This is a genomic window from Candidatus Enterococcus leclercqii (assembly GCF_009933135.1).
Classification (GTDB): domain Bacteria; phylum Bacillota; class Bacilli; order Lactobacillales; family Enterococcaceae; genus Enterococcus_C; species Enterococcus_C leclercqii.
Map to the genome: position 1 here is coordinate 119704 of NZ_MAEH01000015.1, position 19360 is coordinate 139063.

9 protein-coding genes and 1 pseudogene are annotated in these 19360 nt (G+C 44.9%); 1 reads left to right on the forward strand and 9 read right to left on the reverse strand.

Annotated elements, in window-relative coordinates:
- Positions 1 to 12: 12 nt before the first annotated feature.
- From BAU14_RS10090 to BAU14_RS14530, 6 genes and pseudogenes are all read right to left on the reverse strand, one after another.
- Positions 13 to 765, reverse strand: a complete 753-nt coding sequence (locus tag BAU14_RS10090) for an ABC transporter ATP-binding protein (RefSeq protein ID WP_161899979.1) — start codon at positions 763 to 765, stop codon at positions 13 to 15.
- A gap of 4 nt (positions 766 to 769) precedes the next feature.
- Entirely contained in the window at positions 770 to 1135 is a 366-nt protein-coding gene (locus tag BAU14_RS10095; protein WP_161899980.1) for a YxeA family protein, read from the reverse strand.
- Positions 1136 to 1500: 365 nt separating this feature from the next.
- Positions 1501 to 9402 carry a SpaA isopeptide-forming pilin-related protein gene (locus BAU14_RS10100; protein WP_161899981.1) on the reverse strand — a complete coding sequence of 2634 codons (7902 nt, stop codon included), beginning with the start codon at positions 9400 to 9402 and terminating at the stop codon, positions 1501 to 1503.
- A gap of 548 nt (positions 9403 to 9950) precedes the next feature.
- The gene (locus tag BAU14_RS10105) at positions 9951 to 11630 is read right to left on the reverse strand and encodes a ribonuclease J (RefSeq protein WP_161899982.1); all 1680 of its coding nucleotides are present in this window, start codon (positions 11628 to 11630) and stop codon (positions 9951 to 9953) included.
- Positions 11631 to 12359: 729 nt separating this feature from the next.
- A complete protein-coding gene (locus BAU14_RS10110) occupies positions 12360 to 12659 on the reverse strand; it encodes a hypothetical protein (protein ID WP_161899983.1) in 300 nt (99 codons plus the stop codon).
- Between the two features lie 746 nt (positions 12660 to 13405).
- Positions 13406 to 13954: pseudogene (locus tag BAU14_RS14530) on the reverse strand (GNAT family N-acetyltransferase); the annotation flags it as partial.
- A 118-nt stretch (positions 13955 to 14072) separates the two neighbouring features.
- Between BAU14_RS14530 and BAU14_RS10120 the strand changes: the two are divergent.
- Complete coding sequence (locus BAU14_RS10120) at positions 14073 to 14885, forward strand: nucleotidyltransferase domain-containing protein (RefSeq protein WP_161899985.1); 813 nt, start codon at positions 14073 to 14075, stop codon at positions 14883 to 14885.
- 134 nt (positions 14886 to 15019) lie between these two features.
- On the opposite strand, the gene BAU14_RS10125 is transcribed toward BAU14_RS10120, so the two are convergent.
- The 3 genes from BAU14_RS10125 to BAU14_RS10135 form a co-directional block, all read right to left on the reverse strand.
- Positions 15020 to 16294: a bacterial Ig-like domain-containing protein gene (locus BAU14_RS10125; RefSeq protein WP_161899986.1), complete on the reverse strand. Its 1275-nt coding sequence runs from the start codon at positions 16292 to 16294 to the stop codon at positions 15020 to 15022.
- Between the two features lie 670 nt (positions 16295 to 16964).
- Complete coding sequence (locus tag BAU14_RS10130; RefSeq protein ID WP_161899987.1) at positions 16965 to 18785, reverse strand: heavy metal translocating P-type ATPase; 1821 nt, start codon at positions 18783 to 18785, stop codon at positions 16965 to 16967.
- A gap of 274 nt (positions 18786 to 19059) precedes the next feature.
- Positions 19060 to 19305, reverse strand: coding sequence for a hypothetical protein (locus BAU14_RS10135; RefSeq protein WP_161899988.1), 246 nt, complete (start codon positions 19303 to 19305; stop codon positions 19060 to 19062).
- Between the last annotated feature and the right edge of the window lie 55 nt (positions 19306 to 19360).

Here is a 19360-nt window from a genome sequence, read left to right on the forward strand (position 1 = left end):
ATCAAATTCCCCCTATTGTTCCAGATTTCCAAGGATACCTAAAATCCGTCGATGAAAATCATCTTGGGTCTGGTCTCCTCTTTGAATCTCTTCATGGATGACTCCGTCTTTGATGAAAAGAATCCTTTTACAATAGCTCGCAGACAACGGATCGTGAGTCACCAGCATAATGGAAACCTGGTCGTTTTGGTTGAGGTCAGCCATCATATCCAACAAATCCCGGGCACTTTTAGAATCCAGCGCGCCAGTGGGTTCGTCACCGAATAGAATTGTTGGTTGAGTGATTAATGCTCTAGCTGAAGCCACTCGCTGTTTTTGACCACCGGAAATCGCAGCCGGATATTTGTTCAAGATCTCAGTAATCGACAGACGAGCTGCCACTTCTTTGATTTTTTGGCGGATGATTCGCGGTTTCACTCCTTGCAGAGACAGTGGAATCGCAATATTCTCCGCCGCTGTCAGATTTTCCAACAGATTGAAATCTTGGAAGATAAAACCAATCTCTTTGCCCCGAAAATCTGCCAAAGCGTTACCCGCAAGCTTAGTGACATCGTTATGATTGATAATCACTTCGCCGGTACTGGGCTTATCCAGAGTTGATAAAATATTCAATAAGGTGGACTTACCGGAACCAGAAGCTCCCATAATTCCCACAAATTCTCCTCGTTGAATTGTAAAGTCGATACCTCTCAGCGCATGGGTCTGCTCGTCTTTTTCACTGCCATAAACTTTCGTTACTTGTGATACTTCAATGATAGGTTCCATCTGGCTATGCTCCTTTTTCCAACTGCTTCATCGCTTTTTTGGGTACGTCAGTCTTTTTGACTTCTTCCCAACTGGTCACGCCCTTTTTCTCGTTCCAAGTGATTTTCAAATAGGCTTCCGTACGCAATGGTCGATCCTTAAATGCTGAAAATTCAAGGTCTTTTTGCTTACCATCTTCGTCATAACCTGGCAGAGTATATTTGTATTCCACCATCGTGCTGCCATTGTCATCTTTGGTCTCTTCCCGTTGTCCTTCATTGGTAACCTGTACGTAATAGCTTTCGCCACCCATGATCACCTTTTGGGCCACTGCCATGCCGCCAAAAAGGAGAACTGCAAGCACTCCTAATACAATTGCAAGTTTTTTCATCGTAATCGCTCCTCGTTATATAAATTAAAAACCAATCATTTGGTCTCTTTTCGTTTAACAGTCTAATACTTTCTCCCATATCGACAAATGGATTGCCCTAACATTCATCTTTCAAAACTGTCAGCAGAGCTTACAAGAAAGTGAAGCAAAGCGTGGTGTTCATTTAGGTGAGTTGAGATTGTCTCGCAACGGGGTTTTGACAGATTTCAAGGTAAACGCTCTGCTTGTAAACGTTTCGGATTAGAACATTTGCGATGCTTAATTGACAAACGGCCACAAAAAAGACCAGCATCTTCTGATCAACAACGATCAATAGAAGCTGGTCTTCTCTTATAGGTCTGCCATTTTCAGATCACAAACGGCCGTTATTCTTTGCGACGATATAGCCACAACCCACCCGCGATGACGATCAACACTAAGCCAGCTAGCGGCAAAGTACGGCGAATGGTATCCCCGGTTTTAGGATAAGTCTTCCCGGGTTGCTGTTGATTGATGAAGTCTCCCAGATCAAGAGAGACAGCCGTGTCACTTGCAGTTGGAATGGTGAAACCGACTGCTTTACGACTCACTTTGTAACCGGTTGGAGGCGTCAGTTCCCGCCATTCATAGCTTCCTGGTGCCAAGCCATTTGCTGAAAGGAGCCCCTTTTCATCAGAGACAACTTTTTCAAATCCAGGAACGACTGCTTCATTACCGTCAGCTACCTGCCAAAGTTGGAAGACCGCCCCTCCCAAAGTTTCATGCTTGGCATTGGTTTTCCGTAGATGAACTGCTCCCTGATAGTTTACCAAGGTGCCTAAATCCAGCTGTGGCTCACGAGCAGCCGCTGAATCAATCGTGAAAGTGATAGTGCGCGTGCTGCGGATATATCCATCAGGCGCTTTGGCTTCTTGCAGCTGATATTCGCCAGGTGCCAGATTTTCCAGAAGCACCTCTCCGTTTTCGTCGGACAGTAGCGGGCTGGTAGTTATCTGTCGCCCTTTGCCATGATCCAGCCGTTCAAGACGAAATTCAGCTCCTGCTAATGAATCACCGGCTTCGTCTGTTTTTAGCAAGCGGGCTTCTCCTTTGAAATTAACGAAGGTCCCTAGATCGATTACCGGTTGTTGACTGGCGCTGGTTGCCACGATAAACGGCAATGTACGCGTATTGGCAATAAAACCCGTCGGCGGAGTTTTTTCCCGCATTTCGTAGCTTCCCGGCGCTAGTCCGGTGGCTAGGACTTCACCATTTTCATCAGAAATCAATTTATCATAGCCGGGAACCAAGGTGGCTGGCTGTTGGCTTAGATCCCAAATCTGGAAGACAGCCCCTGATAACGGATTGCCCTCGCTATCGGTCTTGTGAACGCGAACTGTTCCCTGGAAGTTAACGAACTGTCCCACCTCTACTACAGTTGGTTTGTCAGCTGCCTCACTATCAATAGTGAAACTTTCTGAAGGAGTAGGATCCATGATATAACCCGTCGGTGCTTGAGTTTCCATGAAGCGATAACTTCCCGGTGCCAATCCGTCTGCAATCACGTTGCCTTGCCCGTCACTGACTAGATCAGTAAAGCCGTCGATTGGTGCCAATGTCTGGTCATCCACCACTTTGAAATGTGCACCAGCTAATCCTACCGTTCCTTGCGTTGTTTCAACAGTTTTTTGCAGTCGAGCGCTGCCACGATAGTTCACCGCGGTCAATGGTGTGCCATCAGCAAACTGTACCACCACAGCTGGCTGATCTGTCGCTTCGGCAGGGATTGTGAACAAGGGCAACTCTGCCGTATTCAACAGATACCCCGCCGGTGATTGGCGCTCTTTGAAACGATAATTACCCGGAGCCAATCCCGTGACGGTAATACTCCCATCCCCTTGGCTGGTCAGCGCCTCAAAACCTGGCAAGACATTCCCAACTTCATCGGTTAATTCAAAGACAGCTCCCGCCAGTTGTTCTTTTGCTTCGTTTGTCTTCGTCAGACGAGCTTGCCCCTGATAATTCGTTAAGGTCAGTGGTTGCCCCTTTTCTTCGGTGACCAACGGCAGCTCTCCTTCCCAGCTATCAGGAATCGTAAAGTTCACTTGGCGTTCATTTAAGACGTATCCTGCCGGCGCATTCACTTCTTGGAAATAATAAGCCCCAGGTGCCAAATCTGTGACGGTCACCTGCCCATTTTCGTCACTGACAAGTTCTTGCTGGTCAGCAACTCGCATTCCTTCTTTCGTGTAAACTTCAAAGACCGCACCAGCCAACGGCGTTTTTTCATCGGCCTCGCCATCCAACTTAATCAGTTGTGCTGCGCCTTGATAGTTCGGTAAACGATAAGGATCGCCATTTCCGTCTTTTATTTCGACAACAGCAGGCTTACTACTGCTGCTGGTGGGAATTGTAAAGGAAACTTTGGTGGTATTGACGATATAGTGATTCTCTGGTGTGGCAGTTTCTTGGAAATAATAATTTCCTGGTGCCAAACCTTCTGCATAAACACGTCCATTTTCGTCACTTGTGACAGTTAGCGGTGTCCCTTCTTGAAGCACTTGCTGGCCGTCTTCTTGATAAACACCAAATGTTGCATCCGCCAGTGGGGTTTCACCGTCTGCCAAAGTTTTCTGCATTTCAGCGGCACCTTGATAATTTCGTACCGCTACTCGTTGAATCTGATCTTGATTGCCAATGACTACCGGAACTTCTTGCGTACCCTCCTCGTCAGTCTCTCCATCAACAGCTGGCGAAAGGGCGATTTCAGTGCCATTAGCTGGTTTCAGATTGCTTGGCAGAGTAAAACGATACTTGGTGGTATCCAGCAGATAGCCTTTTGGTGCCTGAATTTCTTGATAATAGTAGGTTCCACCAGTTAGGTTGAAAACAGAAATGCGACCGGTCAAAGGGTTTGATTGGAAGACTGCCACTTGCTGACCATCAATTTCTGTTTCTATCTGTCCATGATCAATAGTAGAGTTTTTAGCGATATCTTCTGTATTTTCACCTTCAACACGATAGACCTTGTAAAGTGCCAGCCCAAGCGGTGCAGTGTTCTCGTCATCGCTGAGCTTGTTTTGAGCGACCTTATCCCAATAAACCTTCCAGTTGTAATTGCGATAAGGTGTGCTCTCTTTATAGACAAGTTTTTGATCAGCACTATTAATAGTGACACCAGTGTTTTGTGGCGCACTGAGTGGTGTGGTGAACCACAAAACTGTATCATTGATCACATAGTCTTTTGGCACTGCAACTTCGGTTAATCCGTAAGTTGTCCCAGGGGACAGCCCGTTTACGGTAAAGAGGCCCTCATCATCAGAAAATACCTGTTGCGCTTCATCAAGGCTCTGTACGACTTTCCCGTCTTGATCTAACGGCTGTCCTGCATCATTCAACAACGCAAATGTAGCGTCGGCCAACACCTTTTCCTTTCCTTGTTCGTCGACTGCGACTTTCGAAAACTGGGCACTGCCTTTGTAGTTAATTAGTGGTGCGCCGTTATTGATTTTCACTGGATCGGGACGACTGTCAACATCACCAGTGATTCGGAAAGTCATCACTTGGTTATTCAAATAATACCCTGATGCTGCCTGCGATTCTGTCACTTGATAGTTTCCCGGACGCAGATCCGTCAAAGTCAATTTCCCATTACTGTCTGTTACGAAGCTATTGCCATCAGTCGGCTCAACTTCAGTAAAGTCACTCGACCCCTCAGGTGCCCATTTCACTGAAAAAATTGCGCCTGCAAGTTTTTTTTCATTTTCAGATTTTTTTTGGAGTTGGGCACTGCCCAAGTAATCATTGAGGCTGACACTGGTAATAGGGGTTTCTTCAGCCCCTGACAAATAGACTTTTTTCTGCCCATTACTCAACTGCTTCACAGAAAAGAGAACAGGTTCTGAATTGATAAGATACGTGGGGCCCTTGTCATCTGCAGGCGGTGACAATTCCCGTAAACGATAGTCGCCTACGTCCAAGTCATTTAAGAGCACACCGTTGGAGGAAGCAGCAAAAGGTTGTCCTACCGCATTATAGCCATCATCAGTTGCTTTCTCCAAAATGAAGAGCCCACCGTTGAGCTTCACATTTCCAGAAGTACGGCTGCCATTTTTGTAAAAGGTTACTGCAATGCGGTTATTGACAATGGCAATAGGCGTTCCGCTCCCGGTAGAAGTTTTATCGACAGTCAAGACCTTCCCGCTCACCAGCTCATCACTGATTGTATATCCGGCTGGTGCAGCTACCTCTTTTAAAATATATTGGAATGCACTTGACGAGTAGATTAAATTCCCAAAGGTCACTTTTCCGGTGGCATCAGTTGTCACATCATAAATGATTTCATCCGGAGAAAGAGAGTTCGTATAGCGCCGAATCAGCTGCAGATGAGCACCGGCTAAGGGTGAACCATTTTCATTGATTTTTTGGATAGTGACACGGCCCTTATTTCCATAAGCAGAGCCGTTAGCATTGGTCACCGTCACATTGATGGTCGTACTGGTATCCGGATTGGTGATTTCAGTGCCGTCTGCCTTCAAAGACGCGTTATTTGTGACTTTCTCTGTTGCCGAAGATAAGTTTGGCTTAGCGGAATAGGTCAAAAGATAGGGTTTTTCAATGGTATTGGTTGCACTCTGTCCCGCTTCCTTATAGTCTTCACTAAAGGCTACCGTCAACTGTTGTTGGCCAGTAGCGGGGTCTGTCGTCAGCTGCAGAAAATAATCTTTCCCTTGAACTAGCTCAGGACCTTGCGACAAGTTCCCATCAACATCGACGTTCCCCAGATACAACTTCACAGTAGATAAATCTACAATCTGATTGGTAGATGGGTTATCAGTAAGCACCGGGTTTGTCAGCAAAGATTGAGCCTGATTGATCCATAATTTCCAATCAATCTGGTTGGTAGCTTGGGTATACTGACCACTCTTACCTAAAGGTTTCCCACCATATTTAACGCTGACTTGGGCCGACAGCTCGTTGGTCACTCCGCCCACCTCTGTTGTGGCCATATTGTCATAGGTACCATGGCTGACCTCTAGATTTTTCAAAGACGTTTTGAACTGAATCTGGTACGTCATTGGTGTCCCGTTTTCACTCCAACCAGGAATTCGTCCTGAGCCATCACTGTTTTTTTGACCAATTTGTAAATGCAAGACGTTGCTTTCTTCCGAAGGTTCCTGAACAGTGATGTAAGCTTGTCCCAACTGATTTCCTTGATACGCCGACTGTTCTGTTGCTGAAAAATTACCTTTAGTATCAATCGTCCCTCGCAAAATTGTCAAAGAGCCAGGCACATAGACTTGACTGTTTTCCGGACTATTCTTATCGGTAATGATAGGATCATCCATGCTGAAAGATGCAACCCCGATGTTATTGTAGTTGGCAATAACAGTCCAGGTAATCTCTTTGGTAATTGCATTGTAGCTACCAAATTTCACCCCTTGGTTGGCTTCATCGCTAGTAGTGGTGAAATGATTCTCGTCTGTTGAGTGGTGCGGGTTGCCGTCCTTGTCATTCCAAGTAATATCAATCTTGTTGGTATAAGTTAGTTCACCTGGAATATCCACATCTGACCCTTCAAAATGATTGTATAAAAGCGTGTAGAACATCTGGAACGTGTGGTTGGTTTGAGCATAGGCATTGACGAATGTAACAGTGAAATTATCATACGCGTATTGCCCATTTCCTGACAAATTCTCTTTAGAGGATTGGATATTCACAACATAATCTCGTTGGCTATCATCTTCTTCCCCAAATTCATATTTGCCATCTACCAATAAGGCCCCTTTCAGCTCCTGTCCAGTAGTTTTATCCACGATCTGTGGGTAACCTTGTACTGGCTTACCTGCGGGAAAGTAAACCGGTGTCGACAGGTACCCGTAATCAGAATAATCAATTGTATCGGTAAAATTAGCATGATTTAGCTGATAGCCGTTCTTATTGATATCAATCACCCAGTTGGATAATTTTTGGGCAATATCTAAGGTAGGTTTATTTTTGATAACCACCTGTTGCTGAGGTTGCGGGATATTTCCTGGAGTAGAAGGGGGGACTTTTCCTTGTTCTACCGTATTAGTAACCTTGACATCAGCAGGACTGTTTTCCGTAACCAGTTGATTGACTTTTGTGGTGTAAGAAATATTAATAGCTTGATTTTGAGCAATCGACTCATTGAATAAGATGGAAAGTTTCCCTGGCGTCGAAGTATCCAAGGTATAGGCGGTACTGGGAACTTCCGCTCCTTGAGTCGCTTTACCGTTAGAACCAATTGTCATGTAATGCAACTTAATGCTGCTGGCATCTAAATCCATATTAGTAGAATAGGTATCAATCAGCGGCGTCTGGGTGTCAATGATTTTTTGCCCATAGTTGTAATGGATCGTCCAGTCATAGGATTGGGTCTGTGTGTGATATTTAGGTGCCACTTTTTCTAGTGTTTTACCATAGTTAAGCTGAATAGAAGCTTCGGCTGTCAGATCGTCAGCCCAAGTCACGTTATTCACAATCGAATTGGTGGTTCCCCCGGCATCCGGTTTGGCATCATCATTGATAGCAGTGGTATAAATCACTCGGTAAGCCTGGTCGACTTCCCCTACAAATGTGATGTTTCCAGCATCATCGATTGTATAGTCCTGACCGGCAATCAGCGGCGTCGTACTGACGGTTGCTATATTGCCGGTAAAATCCAAAGTCACTGGATAAACTACAGCCGATTGATAGGTGACTTCCGCTGGAAAATGCTCCTGCAGCACTGGATTCGTCAGCGTTGACAGCGTCTTGTTGATATCGACAGTCCAAGTGAGCGTCGTCGGGTTCAACTGCTTGTCAGGTGTAACGGCTTTTGAAACAGCATTTTTCGTATTTGGCTGGATAAAGATTGTTTGCGGTGGCAGTTCATAGTTTTTCGGATAAGTGATTGTGGTCTTTCCCGGTTGTTTAATGATTTGTTGATCCACCGATACGTGATAGCTCAAGGTACCACCAGCCATAGGAGTGAAATTATCGGGATCGAATTCTTCTGGTACATTCCCGTCTTCATCGGTCATTGTCAATGTTACCATTCCCGTGTTCTGATCCACGGTGGCTTTTCCATACGTTTTTCCATTGCCATCTTTTAATGTAGTGGAGGCAGGCGGTGTGCCGGCAAATTTTAAAATATCTGGCAATACGAAAGTATACGTATCCCCTGGTTGCAGCTGAGCCTGCACAGTATCCGGTACCTTAAACGTAAAGTTCATCTGAAAATCGGTGGGATCTGTGACTGGTTCCGGATCATAGGTAACACTGGAAATCAAGCTGCCACCATTGGCATATTGATCCAGCAAATCTTGGATATCCCGGCCAACTGCAGCAGCCTTGGTAGCTGCTTTGGTCTTAGTGGTAGGCTTACTCTCAGTTGTCATATCTGAAGAGTCCCTCGTAGGCATGGTCTGATTAGCACTTGTTTCCGACTCTGAAGACTCGCTTGTGGTTTGGCTATCCCTCTGGTTGGTAGACGTAACCGTTGTTTCGGTGGAATCTTTTTGATTATCAGAGGGCTGTGTCGTGGTTTCACTCTCATTTCCGCTATTCTCGGAATTTGACTCTTCCGCTGAGGATTCAGTTGTCAGCTCCAGTAGGACTTTTTGATCATCAATTATCGCCGTCACCGTTTTTTCAACAGCGGGTATCTTTAACGTCATTTCCAAGGTCACTTCTTCCTGAGTTTCACCTTGGACCGTTACTTTCAACTGGTTCTCCGGCAACGTAGCAGCAATCGTCTCTGAAGCAGCTGTTTTGTCACCAGCTGTGGCAGCTGCCTCGGTGCTTTCTTGATCAGTGGCAGCCTCAGTCGTTGAAGCAGTTGCACCTGTATTTTTAGCTGATTGATTACTTGCAGTAGCCGGTGCAACAACATTTTTCTTTCCACCTACTGTCAGTAGATCGCTTGCTGCAGAGGTTAATGAGTTACTTTCATCAATGGTCGTTTCTTGCCCTTCTGATTGACTCGCTGGTAGTTGTTTAGCCGCAATTTCAAAGCGGACATTCTTCAAATCTTCCAGCCTTCCCTTCACCAAAGTAACATCCTCGATGGTTCCCGGCATCACTGTCAGCAGCTTTTCAACAGCTGTCTTTGCTAGATGATCGAGTTTCAAAGTCAGCTTGACCTTCGCTGTGTCTCCTTCACGCTCTGTCACTGTCAGCTTTTTGATTTCAACAATAGGCGCTTGCCCCACTGTTTCTGCAATGGCGGTGATGGGTACCATATTTACCATTAAAATGAACGCAATTAAAATATTAAGTATGCGCCAGGTTTCTTTTCTCTTCATCGTAGACCCTCCTGGAATAACTTCTTTTTTTAAACACACTCAAGGAGCGCGTGAATTGACACATAACGACAGCAAAAAACACGACAACTACAAATAAAGTATTTTATCAGTCTACTGTCTTTTCACAATAGTCCAACAAAATACGCAGGATTCTGGATATATTTAAAGTATAGCGAAGAAGGTACCTATTTACCAACAATAGGAACCAGTTTTGATGGATAATTTCTGAAAAAATCCATAAAAACGAATTCACGACAGATTCCATTTTTCCAACATTTCAACCAAATCTATTTTTCATATTAAGAAGACAAAGCTTCTTTCATTGAACAAAAAGATAAAAAATATTGATGATAAAGCAATAACAAAAAATCAGCATGCATTTTCAGTTATTCTACCTTATATTTTTATGATTTTCGGATAATTTTTAATGTTCTGCGAGTTGTAAATCCCCTTAACTGCTCCCAACATTTCTAAAAGCTGCCACAGCGACGTAACTAACAAAAAAGCCCCGCCTTCAAAATGAAGGCAAGGCCATTCGTTGTTTGTGATTAGCGGCGTTTGTTTCGTTGGGTTGCTTCCATGATGACTGGCAGGACTACTGGACGGCGCTTGGTCTGCTCAAAGAGATAACGGCCGATGCGGTCACGGATATCTTGTTTGAGCTTTGCCCATTCAAAGTCCTCGTCTTGCAAGTGTTTTTCTACGATTTCAGTAACCATATCCGCACTTTCTCTAATCAAGTCGCGACTAGCTTTGACATAGACGAAACCTCGGGAAGTAATCTGAGGGTGGGAAACAATCTTTTTCTCCCGTCGATTGATGGTGCATACGGCAATGAAGATCCCGTCTTCTGAAAGAATCTTACGGTCCCGCAGCACGATATTGCCGATGTCCCCAACACCGATGCCATCGATTAAGACGTTTTCAGCCGGTACTGAACCGCCTTGGATCATCTTCCCTTTTTTGTACTCCAGCACATCGCCACGAGCAGTGATGAAAATGTGGCTGAGAGGAATACCAATCTGTTCGGCCAATTGGGCATGGGCAGCCAGTTGGCGATATTCGCCTTGCACTGGCACGAAGTACTTGGGACGCATCATGTTCAGCATCAACTGTAGATTGTCTGGGTTGGCATGACCGGAAACCCGCAGATTATCAGAAATCTGCTTGACTGTCCCACCGGCACGAAAAACGATATCTTCTGTCTTGGCAACGATAGTTTCCATTGCAGTCGTAGGCGTTGTAGCGATGTAGACCAGATCACCTTCTTGGATTCGCAAAGTACGATGAGTTCCGTTAGCCATTCGTTGCAGAGCTTTAATTGGTTCACCCATACGGCCAGTTTCCATAATAATCAGGCGCTCAGCCGGGTATTGTTTCATTTCTTTTTGGGTGATGAACATGTCTTCATCTGGAACTTCCAATTTTCCTAACTTCATGGCTGTGCGAATGATTCGACCAAAATCTTGACCAGTCAAAACGACTTTGCGGCCAGCTTTATGGGCAGCATTCAACACTTGTTGCACCCGTTGCAGATTGGAAGCGACCATTGCCACAATGATACGACCTTCCCAATATTGGATGGTGTCGGAAACTTCGTCAGCAATGGTGCGCTCCGAAGCCACCGGTGTTGGATTTTCAGCGTTGGAAGAAGTCGATAATAATGCCAGTACGCCTTCTTTGCCGATTTCTCCCAAGCGAGAGAAATCCGTTTGATACATAGGCACAGCCGCTTGATCAAACTTGAAATCACCGGTATAGACAATATTGCCTTCGGTTGTTTTCAAACTGATCCCCACTGAATCCGGGATTGAGTGAGTGGTGCGGAAAAAGCTCACCACGCCACTGCCAAAGTCGATTTCCGTATGTTCGTCGATCACATGGAAATCTTTAAATTTCTTCGTACCTTCATTTTTGTGGACATTGATTTTAGCCAATTCGATGGTCAGCTTGGTCCCGAAAACGGGGACCTCCACTCGCTCCAACAGATAAGGCAGTGCGCCAATGGCATCTGCGTGCCCGTGAGTCAAGAAAACCCCCACCACCCGCTCAGCATTTTCTTCCAAATACGTAAAGTCTGGGATCACTGTATCGATCCCCAACAATTCATTGTCCGGGTATTTCAGACCACAGTCAAAAATAAAAATATCCCCGTCCACTTCTGTCAAATACATGTTTTTCCCGTTTTCCCGCACGCCGGCTAACGGAATAATTTTGATGTCGCTCAAAAAAATCACCTGTTCTTTCTATAAAGTTCCCAAAGCAGTTGGCAACATGATGCTGTGCGAAGCTCCCTTATAACCAAAAGCAGTAGCAGCAGATAATTGCTGAAGAAAAGCGATTGTACAGTTGTTTCAAAAAAACAAACCATAAGTACTGCTGATTGTGTGCAGCTTGTAACGATTCGCAATAAACAGCTAAACAATCAGTCTTCAACAGTTTTACAGACCTGCTGGATTAAGGTTCAAAAAAGCGAGGGACAGCAGACCAGTTGGGACTGCGTTGAGTTGGATCAGAGAATCGCTGAACATACCACAAAATCAAGCCTTGATACTTTTACCGAAAACACAGAATAACAGGCCACCGACAGCTTATTATTATAGTAGGGATTTACTGTGAATCTTTCGGCCAAAAAGTTCAATTGGCTGATGTTGGTCTATTCAGATTTCCTCAGTTATTCTTCTGGTTTCTTGCATTTGGGCTCGTCGCTGCTATGAGTTAGACCGCACCGTGCAAGTATTCCTGAAAATCACATGCCTAAGCATCCAGTGAATATTATACACTAAAACCAGTGATAAGTTGAGCCTTGCACCATAGCAGTCAAGGAAAACTTAGAGATCATCAGCCTGTGATTCAGGAAAAGCGCAACAATCCGTAACCCATCACAAAAAAACAGCAGGTGGTCACCGGAATTTATACCAGTGACCAGCCGCTGTTCATTTTCAGCTGGATTCGTTCTATTTTTTTAGCCGCTGGATAGTAATCAAATCACTGATCAAAAAACCTGCAAGCACTGCTAACAACATCCCCCAGAAGAAGCGACGATCCGTGGGCTGGCCCAGCGCAAAATACAAAGCTCCACCTGTCACTCCCAAAACCAACAGAATCACTCCTGCCAAACGATTGGACAGCTGCCACGTCTTTTTTCCAAATGTTCGGTAAGCCAATCCTTTATAACCAAAACCCGACTCCGGTCGCCCGGAAAAATACAATGCCGCAGCACCCAATAAAATTAAACAAATGAACAAAAAAATCATAATGTACTCCTTTTTCTCGTGAAAACTTTTTTAATAATTTAGTTCTGGTCATTATTGTGGCATATTTGAACAGGACTGACAAGAAGCATCAATGGCAGAAAAAAATCTTTGAACAGGCTATAGCTGATGATTCTTATGAAAATAGCAACTCCTTCTTACAATTGTAAAAACGCCTCTACAGCTGCCACTTTTTCTGCCAATGTCCGCTCACCATCCAACAAAAGATCCGCTCCTTCAGCGATATAGTCATCGTGGGCTTTGAAAAGTGAACGGGAAAATTCCAAATAATTGGTCAACTGACTGCGAATTGCCCCACCATCATCCTGGGGCTGATCTCGCAAAATCATGCGCGCCAATGCAATATCCAGTGGCGTTTTTACATAGACTGACAGACTGATCAGCTCTTTTAGTGCCGGATGTTTACGGCCAAAAGGAAAATCCAACAAAATCAGTGCCGGTTTTAGAGCCAACGCCTGTTCGAGGTCCTGCTTCAAAGCTGAAACATCATAGCGAGATACCGCCTCTCGGAGTGGTGTTCCCAGCGGTGGCGCATCTGGCAGCTGGTCAATGTCATAATCATCGAAGGACAAGACAATAGCTTCTGGATGCCCTTCTTTCAGTGCAGCAATCAACGTAGACTTGCCGCCGGCGGTAACACCTGCCACCGCCACCACTTGTGTCAGCAACGACTTTTGCGACTGTTGCATCGGTTTTGAATCCCCTGCGTCTTGAAGGGCAAGTCTATCCTTTTCAGCCGACCATTCCTCACGCAAAATGCCGTACTTCACCGAATCATGATATTCTCCCTGCCAAAAGCGGACACTGCGAATAACCCCTTCTTTTTTCATCCCCAGTTTTTCTCCCAAACGTTGCATACGGGGATTGCCTGACCAAGTGGTAAATCCGATATGGGGTAGATAATCAAAGGATTCGAAAAGATAGTCCAGCCACACCTGCAAAGCGCAAACACCAATACCCCGCCCCCACGAACTTTGCTGAAAGATTACGATACCTATCTCCAACCACTGCTGCAATGTACCATCTGACCAGTAGGCCGTTACTTCTCCTACTAGCTGACCCTCGACTTCAATCACGCCTCTCATCGGGTTGTCCATCGAGCTTTGCCCCCACCCATCACGGTAACTTTCCCAGCTTTGGATAGGATCGTTGAAATAGGGGCCATTGTACGCCATCCACCTACGGTCCGCCGCGGGCCCATAGCTGACTTCCCACATTTCTCGTAAATCCGCTGCATCCACAGTTCGGATCGTAACACCTGCTAACGACTTCTTCATCTATTTCCACCTCGTTTTCTCTGAGCAAAGCTAACCAGAGCATTTGCGTTTATGATAACAGAAAGCTGCCAAAACCATGCTATAATTGAAAAAAGTTTTTAGGAAAAGAGGTTTTACAATGGATCGTATTCACTTACCACAAGCTCGAGATGCTCTGCTCTTGGAACTTAAAAAAATAGCAATCGCAAATCCACTAGTTAGCGGCATTTTTTTGGGTGGTTCTCTGGCAGCAGGAAACGCCGATGATTGGTCAGATATTGATCTGCGCTTAGTTACAGCAGGCAATACCCAGCAGGTGACAACTCTCTTGTCGGAAATAGTTAATCGACTTGAAAGTGAAGGTCGAATCCTATTTATCGAAACTTACGCGACAAATTATACTGTTTTGCATTTTCCTAAATTCGTAAAGGTGGACCTTTTTGTCTATTCCAAGTCGACATTGTTACCTTCTCCTTGGTTAGCATCTATCAACATCCTCAATGATGATTCTCAGAACTATTTAGCAAAAGTTAAAGCAATAGCAAAAAAGCTGCCCTTACCGATAGATCAGTCTTTACTGGATGGCTATCTCATGAAATATTACGCCAATCTCCATGATTTTTACCGTCGATGGCAGCGCGGCGAAAGCAATTATCTACATCAAGATGCTTTAATGATAAAGCATTGTCTAGTATCGCTATGGTATTTGAAAGCTGGTCAACTACCCAACAATCTAGGCGACTGGAGTAAATATGAAGGTCCCCGTAGCCGGTTAACTCCAAAGCAAATAGCGGCACTTACACTCTTTACACCGTTAGCAGCAGCCAGGATTCCTGATTTTATACAATGGTCAATAAATTGTATTGCCGAGACAGCCTCAGCAATTGCCACAACTCATGGACTGACTTTTTCTGAAAGACAGCATCAACAGATCACTGAATTAGTTCTATAGATAAAAATGAAAAAAGAAGCAACTTCGGTTAAAGAACTGAAGTTGCTTCTTTTTTGCTTATGTCTTACGTTTGGTCATGCTCGCTTCTGAGGGCAGTGACAAGACGATTGTCACAACCTATTTTTAAACAAGATTTATTGAGCTAGGACACAACGGTTTACTGTGTCAGTGATACACGTCTGCAAACTAATGCGTTCTCCACCGGCATAAAGCATCCGCGGCAGGACATCATCTGCAGGGTTATTATTGTTATAGCCATCGTCGGTGACATCCACAACTTCGTAAACCGTGTATGTTCGAGAATTGCCACTGTCATCCACGACGGTAATTGCCGAACCAACCCCTAGCCCCATAACACCGGAGAAATCACCAGGATTATGTCCGATAAAGTGTGTCGATGCACCGTCCGTTGTGCTACCGTTCCCCATCCAAGTTCCAGCACCGGATCCTGGTGCTGCTGCCGCACCGTTATATTGAATGAAAGGAATTGTGCTTCCATTGAAGGATAAAGTGGCGGTTTGAACTGCCGGCGCTGCAGTGCGAGCAACTGATGCCTGTGCGGGGGTAGTTTCTTCATAATCCGTTTGAGAAGTTGCTTCCGTAGCTGCCACCGCACCGCCATCGCTTGAATACTCAGATGCGTTGGTTGCTTCCTCGGTCACTGTGGTACTCTCAACAGCTGCTACCGGGTTGCTTTGCTCTGTATCATTTTCAATTGCTTCATTATTTTCAATGATACTATCACTTTCAGCCGAAGTTTCACTAGTTGTTTTATCAGTGATAGCCTCTTCCTGAGGGACAGGCGTTTTAGCATTTAAAGTAATCGTTACTTTTTTAGTAGCCTTATTGCCAGCCTTGTCTTGTACTGATATTGTAACTTGTTGTTGCCCAGCTTTATTTTTATCAAAACCGGTGATTGCGATCTTGTCTGGGGCCAGTGTTCCATCAACCCCATCTTTCACCTTGATTTGATCAATAGGAAAATCAGCGCCAACTGTTGTCGAGAGTTCTCTCGGTACAGTGATTACAGGGGCCACATCGTCAGAGACAGTTACCTCAGCAGTCTTGGTAATCGTAATCCTGGAAGGAAATTGGATTGTCAGCTGAACTTGGTAGCGTCCGGGAGTGACTTGACGTAACCCTTGATCTGATAGTGTCAGCTTCGTTACTTTCCCGATTCGATCACTGCGAGTCAGTGTAATCAAGTCCTCATCGGTTACCTGTTGACGTTTGGAGGTCTTCAAGTTCAGTTTCTCAACAAACAACTGATCTGCCTCTTTATGTTCTTCGGCAATCTGGGCTGTTTTTTGACGTTCATCGGCTGACGTGTATTGACTGTAAAAAACTCCTCCGGCAATAAAAAAAACAGTAGCAGCAATGACAGCAATAACGATTTTCCTTTTCTTCACAATAAACATCCTTTTTTAGTTTTATTGGGGGCCCGTTCAACAATCGTCTAATTTCACATTTTTTTATTTTTTTTAAGATGTTTTTAACAAAACGATTGTTGCTTTCAAGGCAATCATACGACACAATCATAACAAAAACCAATCTATATGCTCTCCCAACTTTTTCCTGTAGAAGAATTTTCAGGTCGTTCAAAAAGGATTTTTTCACAATGTTTTTTAGTTCTTGTATTTTTAAACAATACAGCTCAAGATTATTAGATAACATTTTCTATAGCGAACATTTGTAATCTTCTTTTGATAGCAAGCACGGGGCTAGACCACTTTTCCTGCCTCCCTCAGATACAATTTCTTATCACTGACTAGCTCTAAAAACATACTTGGTCTGTTTTTCGTTACCGATAAAAATAAAAATAACCGATTTAGTAGTCTGCCTCACCGAACCACTTTGCGTTCACCTCTCTTTTTTACGAAATAAAAAAACACTCAATTTATTCCGGATACTCTCTTGATTTCTCTCTATGAATGTTCACTATTGCACAATCGCTTTTTTTGAAGTTGCGCTAAACTTGCCACGTCATTATTTCTTTGGATACAAAAAAGCCAACTGTGACAAGGTATCTCCACCTTTTAACAGTTGGCTCTTCGATATTTTCAGAAAATGTTAAAAAAATCAAGCTAGAAATTTCTCGGTGCCAGCTCGGTCATTTTTGGCCCGCAATGCCGAAAGAATGGAAACTGTGTCCACGACTTCTTGCAAAGCTGCTCCCAACAATGCCGGAATGACACCGGTAGCTGCGATTAGCATCAGCAAGATGCAGATAAAAATGCCAATTAGAACCGACTGGCGGGCAATCTTCATGGTATCTTGCGCAACAGTAACGGCTGCAGCAACCCGGGAGAGATCATCTTTTAAGATGACTGCATCGGCACTTTCGCTGGCAGCGGTAGATCCGTGCGCCCCCATAGCGATTCCGACATCTGCCACAGCTAGCGCCGGCGCGTCGTTGACTCCATCTCCTACCATGATTAACGGTCGTTGGTCTGGCGGAACCTCTTGTACAATCCGGATTTTGTCAGCAGGAAGACACTCTGCATGAACTTCAGTAATTCCGACTTTTTGCGCGATCTCTTCTGCGATACTCCGATGATCGCCGGTCAGCATCTTGATATGTTGAACTCCCGCCTGACGCAAGGCATCTACTGTCGCCGGTGCTTCTGGGCGCAAAACATCTTCAAAAGTAATCTGACTACTGGCTACACCATCGACAGCAATATAGACTGCGGTTTGACCCTTTTGGTGACTTTCTGAGCAGCCGGCAAATGCTGCTTTGCCAATCTTCAGTTGATGATTGGCTACTGTTGCAGTGATTCCTTGACCTGTGATTTCTTCCAATCCTGTGACTGGTAAAAGCGCAATTGCTCTTCTTTTTGCTTCCTTCGTCAAAGAACGTGCCAAGATGTGGTTGGATTCTTGTTCGGCACTAGCGCTCAGCTGTAACAGTTGCTCTTCTGAAAAATGTGTAGTCAAGCTGTAGACTTCATTTACCGAAAGACTACCCGCAGTAATCGTTCCCGTCTTGTCAAAGGCAATACTTTTGGCATCTGCCAGCTTTTCAATGGTTGTCCCCGTCTTAACTACAATCCCATTACGACTGGAACGGCTCATGCCGGCAACCAGCGCAATCGGCGCAGCTAAGATTAATGGACATGGTGATGCGACTACTAAAACTTCGGCAAAGCGAACCGGGTCTTTTGAGATAAACCAGGCAACACCGCCAATCAGATAAGCAATTGCCGTGAAAGGTACCGCATAACGGTCAGCCAGTCGTACGAAGCGAGCCGGCTTCGTTTGGGATTCTTTAACCAGTTTTACCAACGTTTGATACTGACTGTCAGCGGCTTTTTTGGTTACAGTGACGCGGAGCGGAGCATCCCCGTTCACTGAACCGGACATCAGCTCATCTCCAACTTGTTTGTCAACGGGTTTTGATTCCCCTGTTAATGACGCTTCATCGACAAAAGAAGTTCCAGCACTGACACGACCATCCACCGGCACCACTTCCCCGGGCTTCACCAATATCAAAGCCCCTACTGCCACATCATCCACCGGCAGATCTTGGATAGTTTCGCCTTCCAGCACATGAGCAATCTGAGGTGAATTGTCCAATAACGCACTCAATTCCCGCCCAGCCTGTTTACCAGCGTAATCTTCCAGGCTATCCCCGCCAGTCAGCATCACCAATACCATCAGACTTGCCCAATATTCCCCCACTGCCAAAGTCGCAATGATCGCAGTAATCGCTAAAATGTCGACTCCATATTTACCGGAACGCAGGGTTTCAATCATTCCGATAAACATAGAAATCGTTGTCAAACCACCAACAATCACGATCAACCAGAAAGCCACAGTCGGTTGCCCTAAGCCGAACTCGGCGATAAGGGCTGCGGCTCCCACCAGTATTACTAGTAAAAACTTTTTGAAATTTGTCATGAAAACCACCTCTTCATCACAAGGATACTGCGACCGCATATTTTGGCCTACCGAAAAGTCTTAACTGATAATGAAAATCAGCTTCGTTGCACTCTTAGCTCCTAAGACTTTTTTGGTCACTATTCCAGAGTTTGAAGCATCCTATAAAAAAGTGGCTTTATGACAGATACTAAATATCGTAGAAACTTCCACCGCCATTTGTAATACGAAAAAAAAAACTGAAAATCGGCAAAAAAACCGCTTTTCAGTATTAGCTATTTACGACTTATTGTTCTCAATGGAATAATCCAGTGGCGATGGAAATCATGCCCGTAATCATCACTAAAACCAATGAACCAGAAGCAATTTTTTCCCAGCGACTCAATTCCGCCAGACGTCCCGACAAATCTTGCAAGTAAAGCACCATCCAACAGAAAATGCAGAACACCGAGAACAGATTTCCCACGGGCAAACCAAAAAACCACCAAATGACTACTGCTGCCACTGAAAGCAGCAACGCCCCTAAAGACTTCTTTTCCATATACTCCCTCGATTCAACTATCTGCTTCAAAAATAGCAATAGTCCGTTTTTCCAG

What these genes read in the sequence shown, in the direction of transcription:
- BAU14_RS10090 (WP_161899979.1), bottom strand. Translation starts at nt 765, where the DNA reads ATGGAACCTATCATTGAAGTATCACAAGTAACGAAAGTTTATGGCAGT.
- BAU14_RS10095 (WP_161899980.1), bottom strand. Translation starts at nt 1,135, where the DNA reads ATGAAAAAACTTGCAATTGTATTAGGAGTGCTTGCAGTTCTCCTTTTT.
- BAU14_RS10100 (WP_161899981.1), bottom strand. Translation starts at nt 9,402, where the DNA reads ATGAAGAGAAAAGAAACCTGGCGCATACTTAATATTTTAATTGCGTTC.
- BAU14_RS10110 (WP_161899983.1), bottom strand. Translation starts at nt 12,659, where the DNA reads ATGATTTTTTTGTTCATTTGTTTAATTTTATTGGGTGCTGCGGCATTG.
- BAU14_RS10120 (WP_161899985.1), top strand. Translation starts at nt 14,073, where the DNA reads ATGGATCGTATTCACTTACCACAAGCTCGAGATGCTCTGCTCTTGGAA.
- BAU14_RS10130 (WP_161899987.1), bottom strand. Translation starts at nt 18,785, where the DNA reads ATGACAAATTTCAAAAAGTTTTTACTAGTAATACTGGTGGGAGCCGCA.
- BAU14_RS10135 (WP_161899988.1), bottom strand. Translation starts at nt 19,305, where the DNA reads ATGGAAAAGAAGTCTTTAGGGGCGTTGCTGCTTTCAGTGGCAGCAGTA.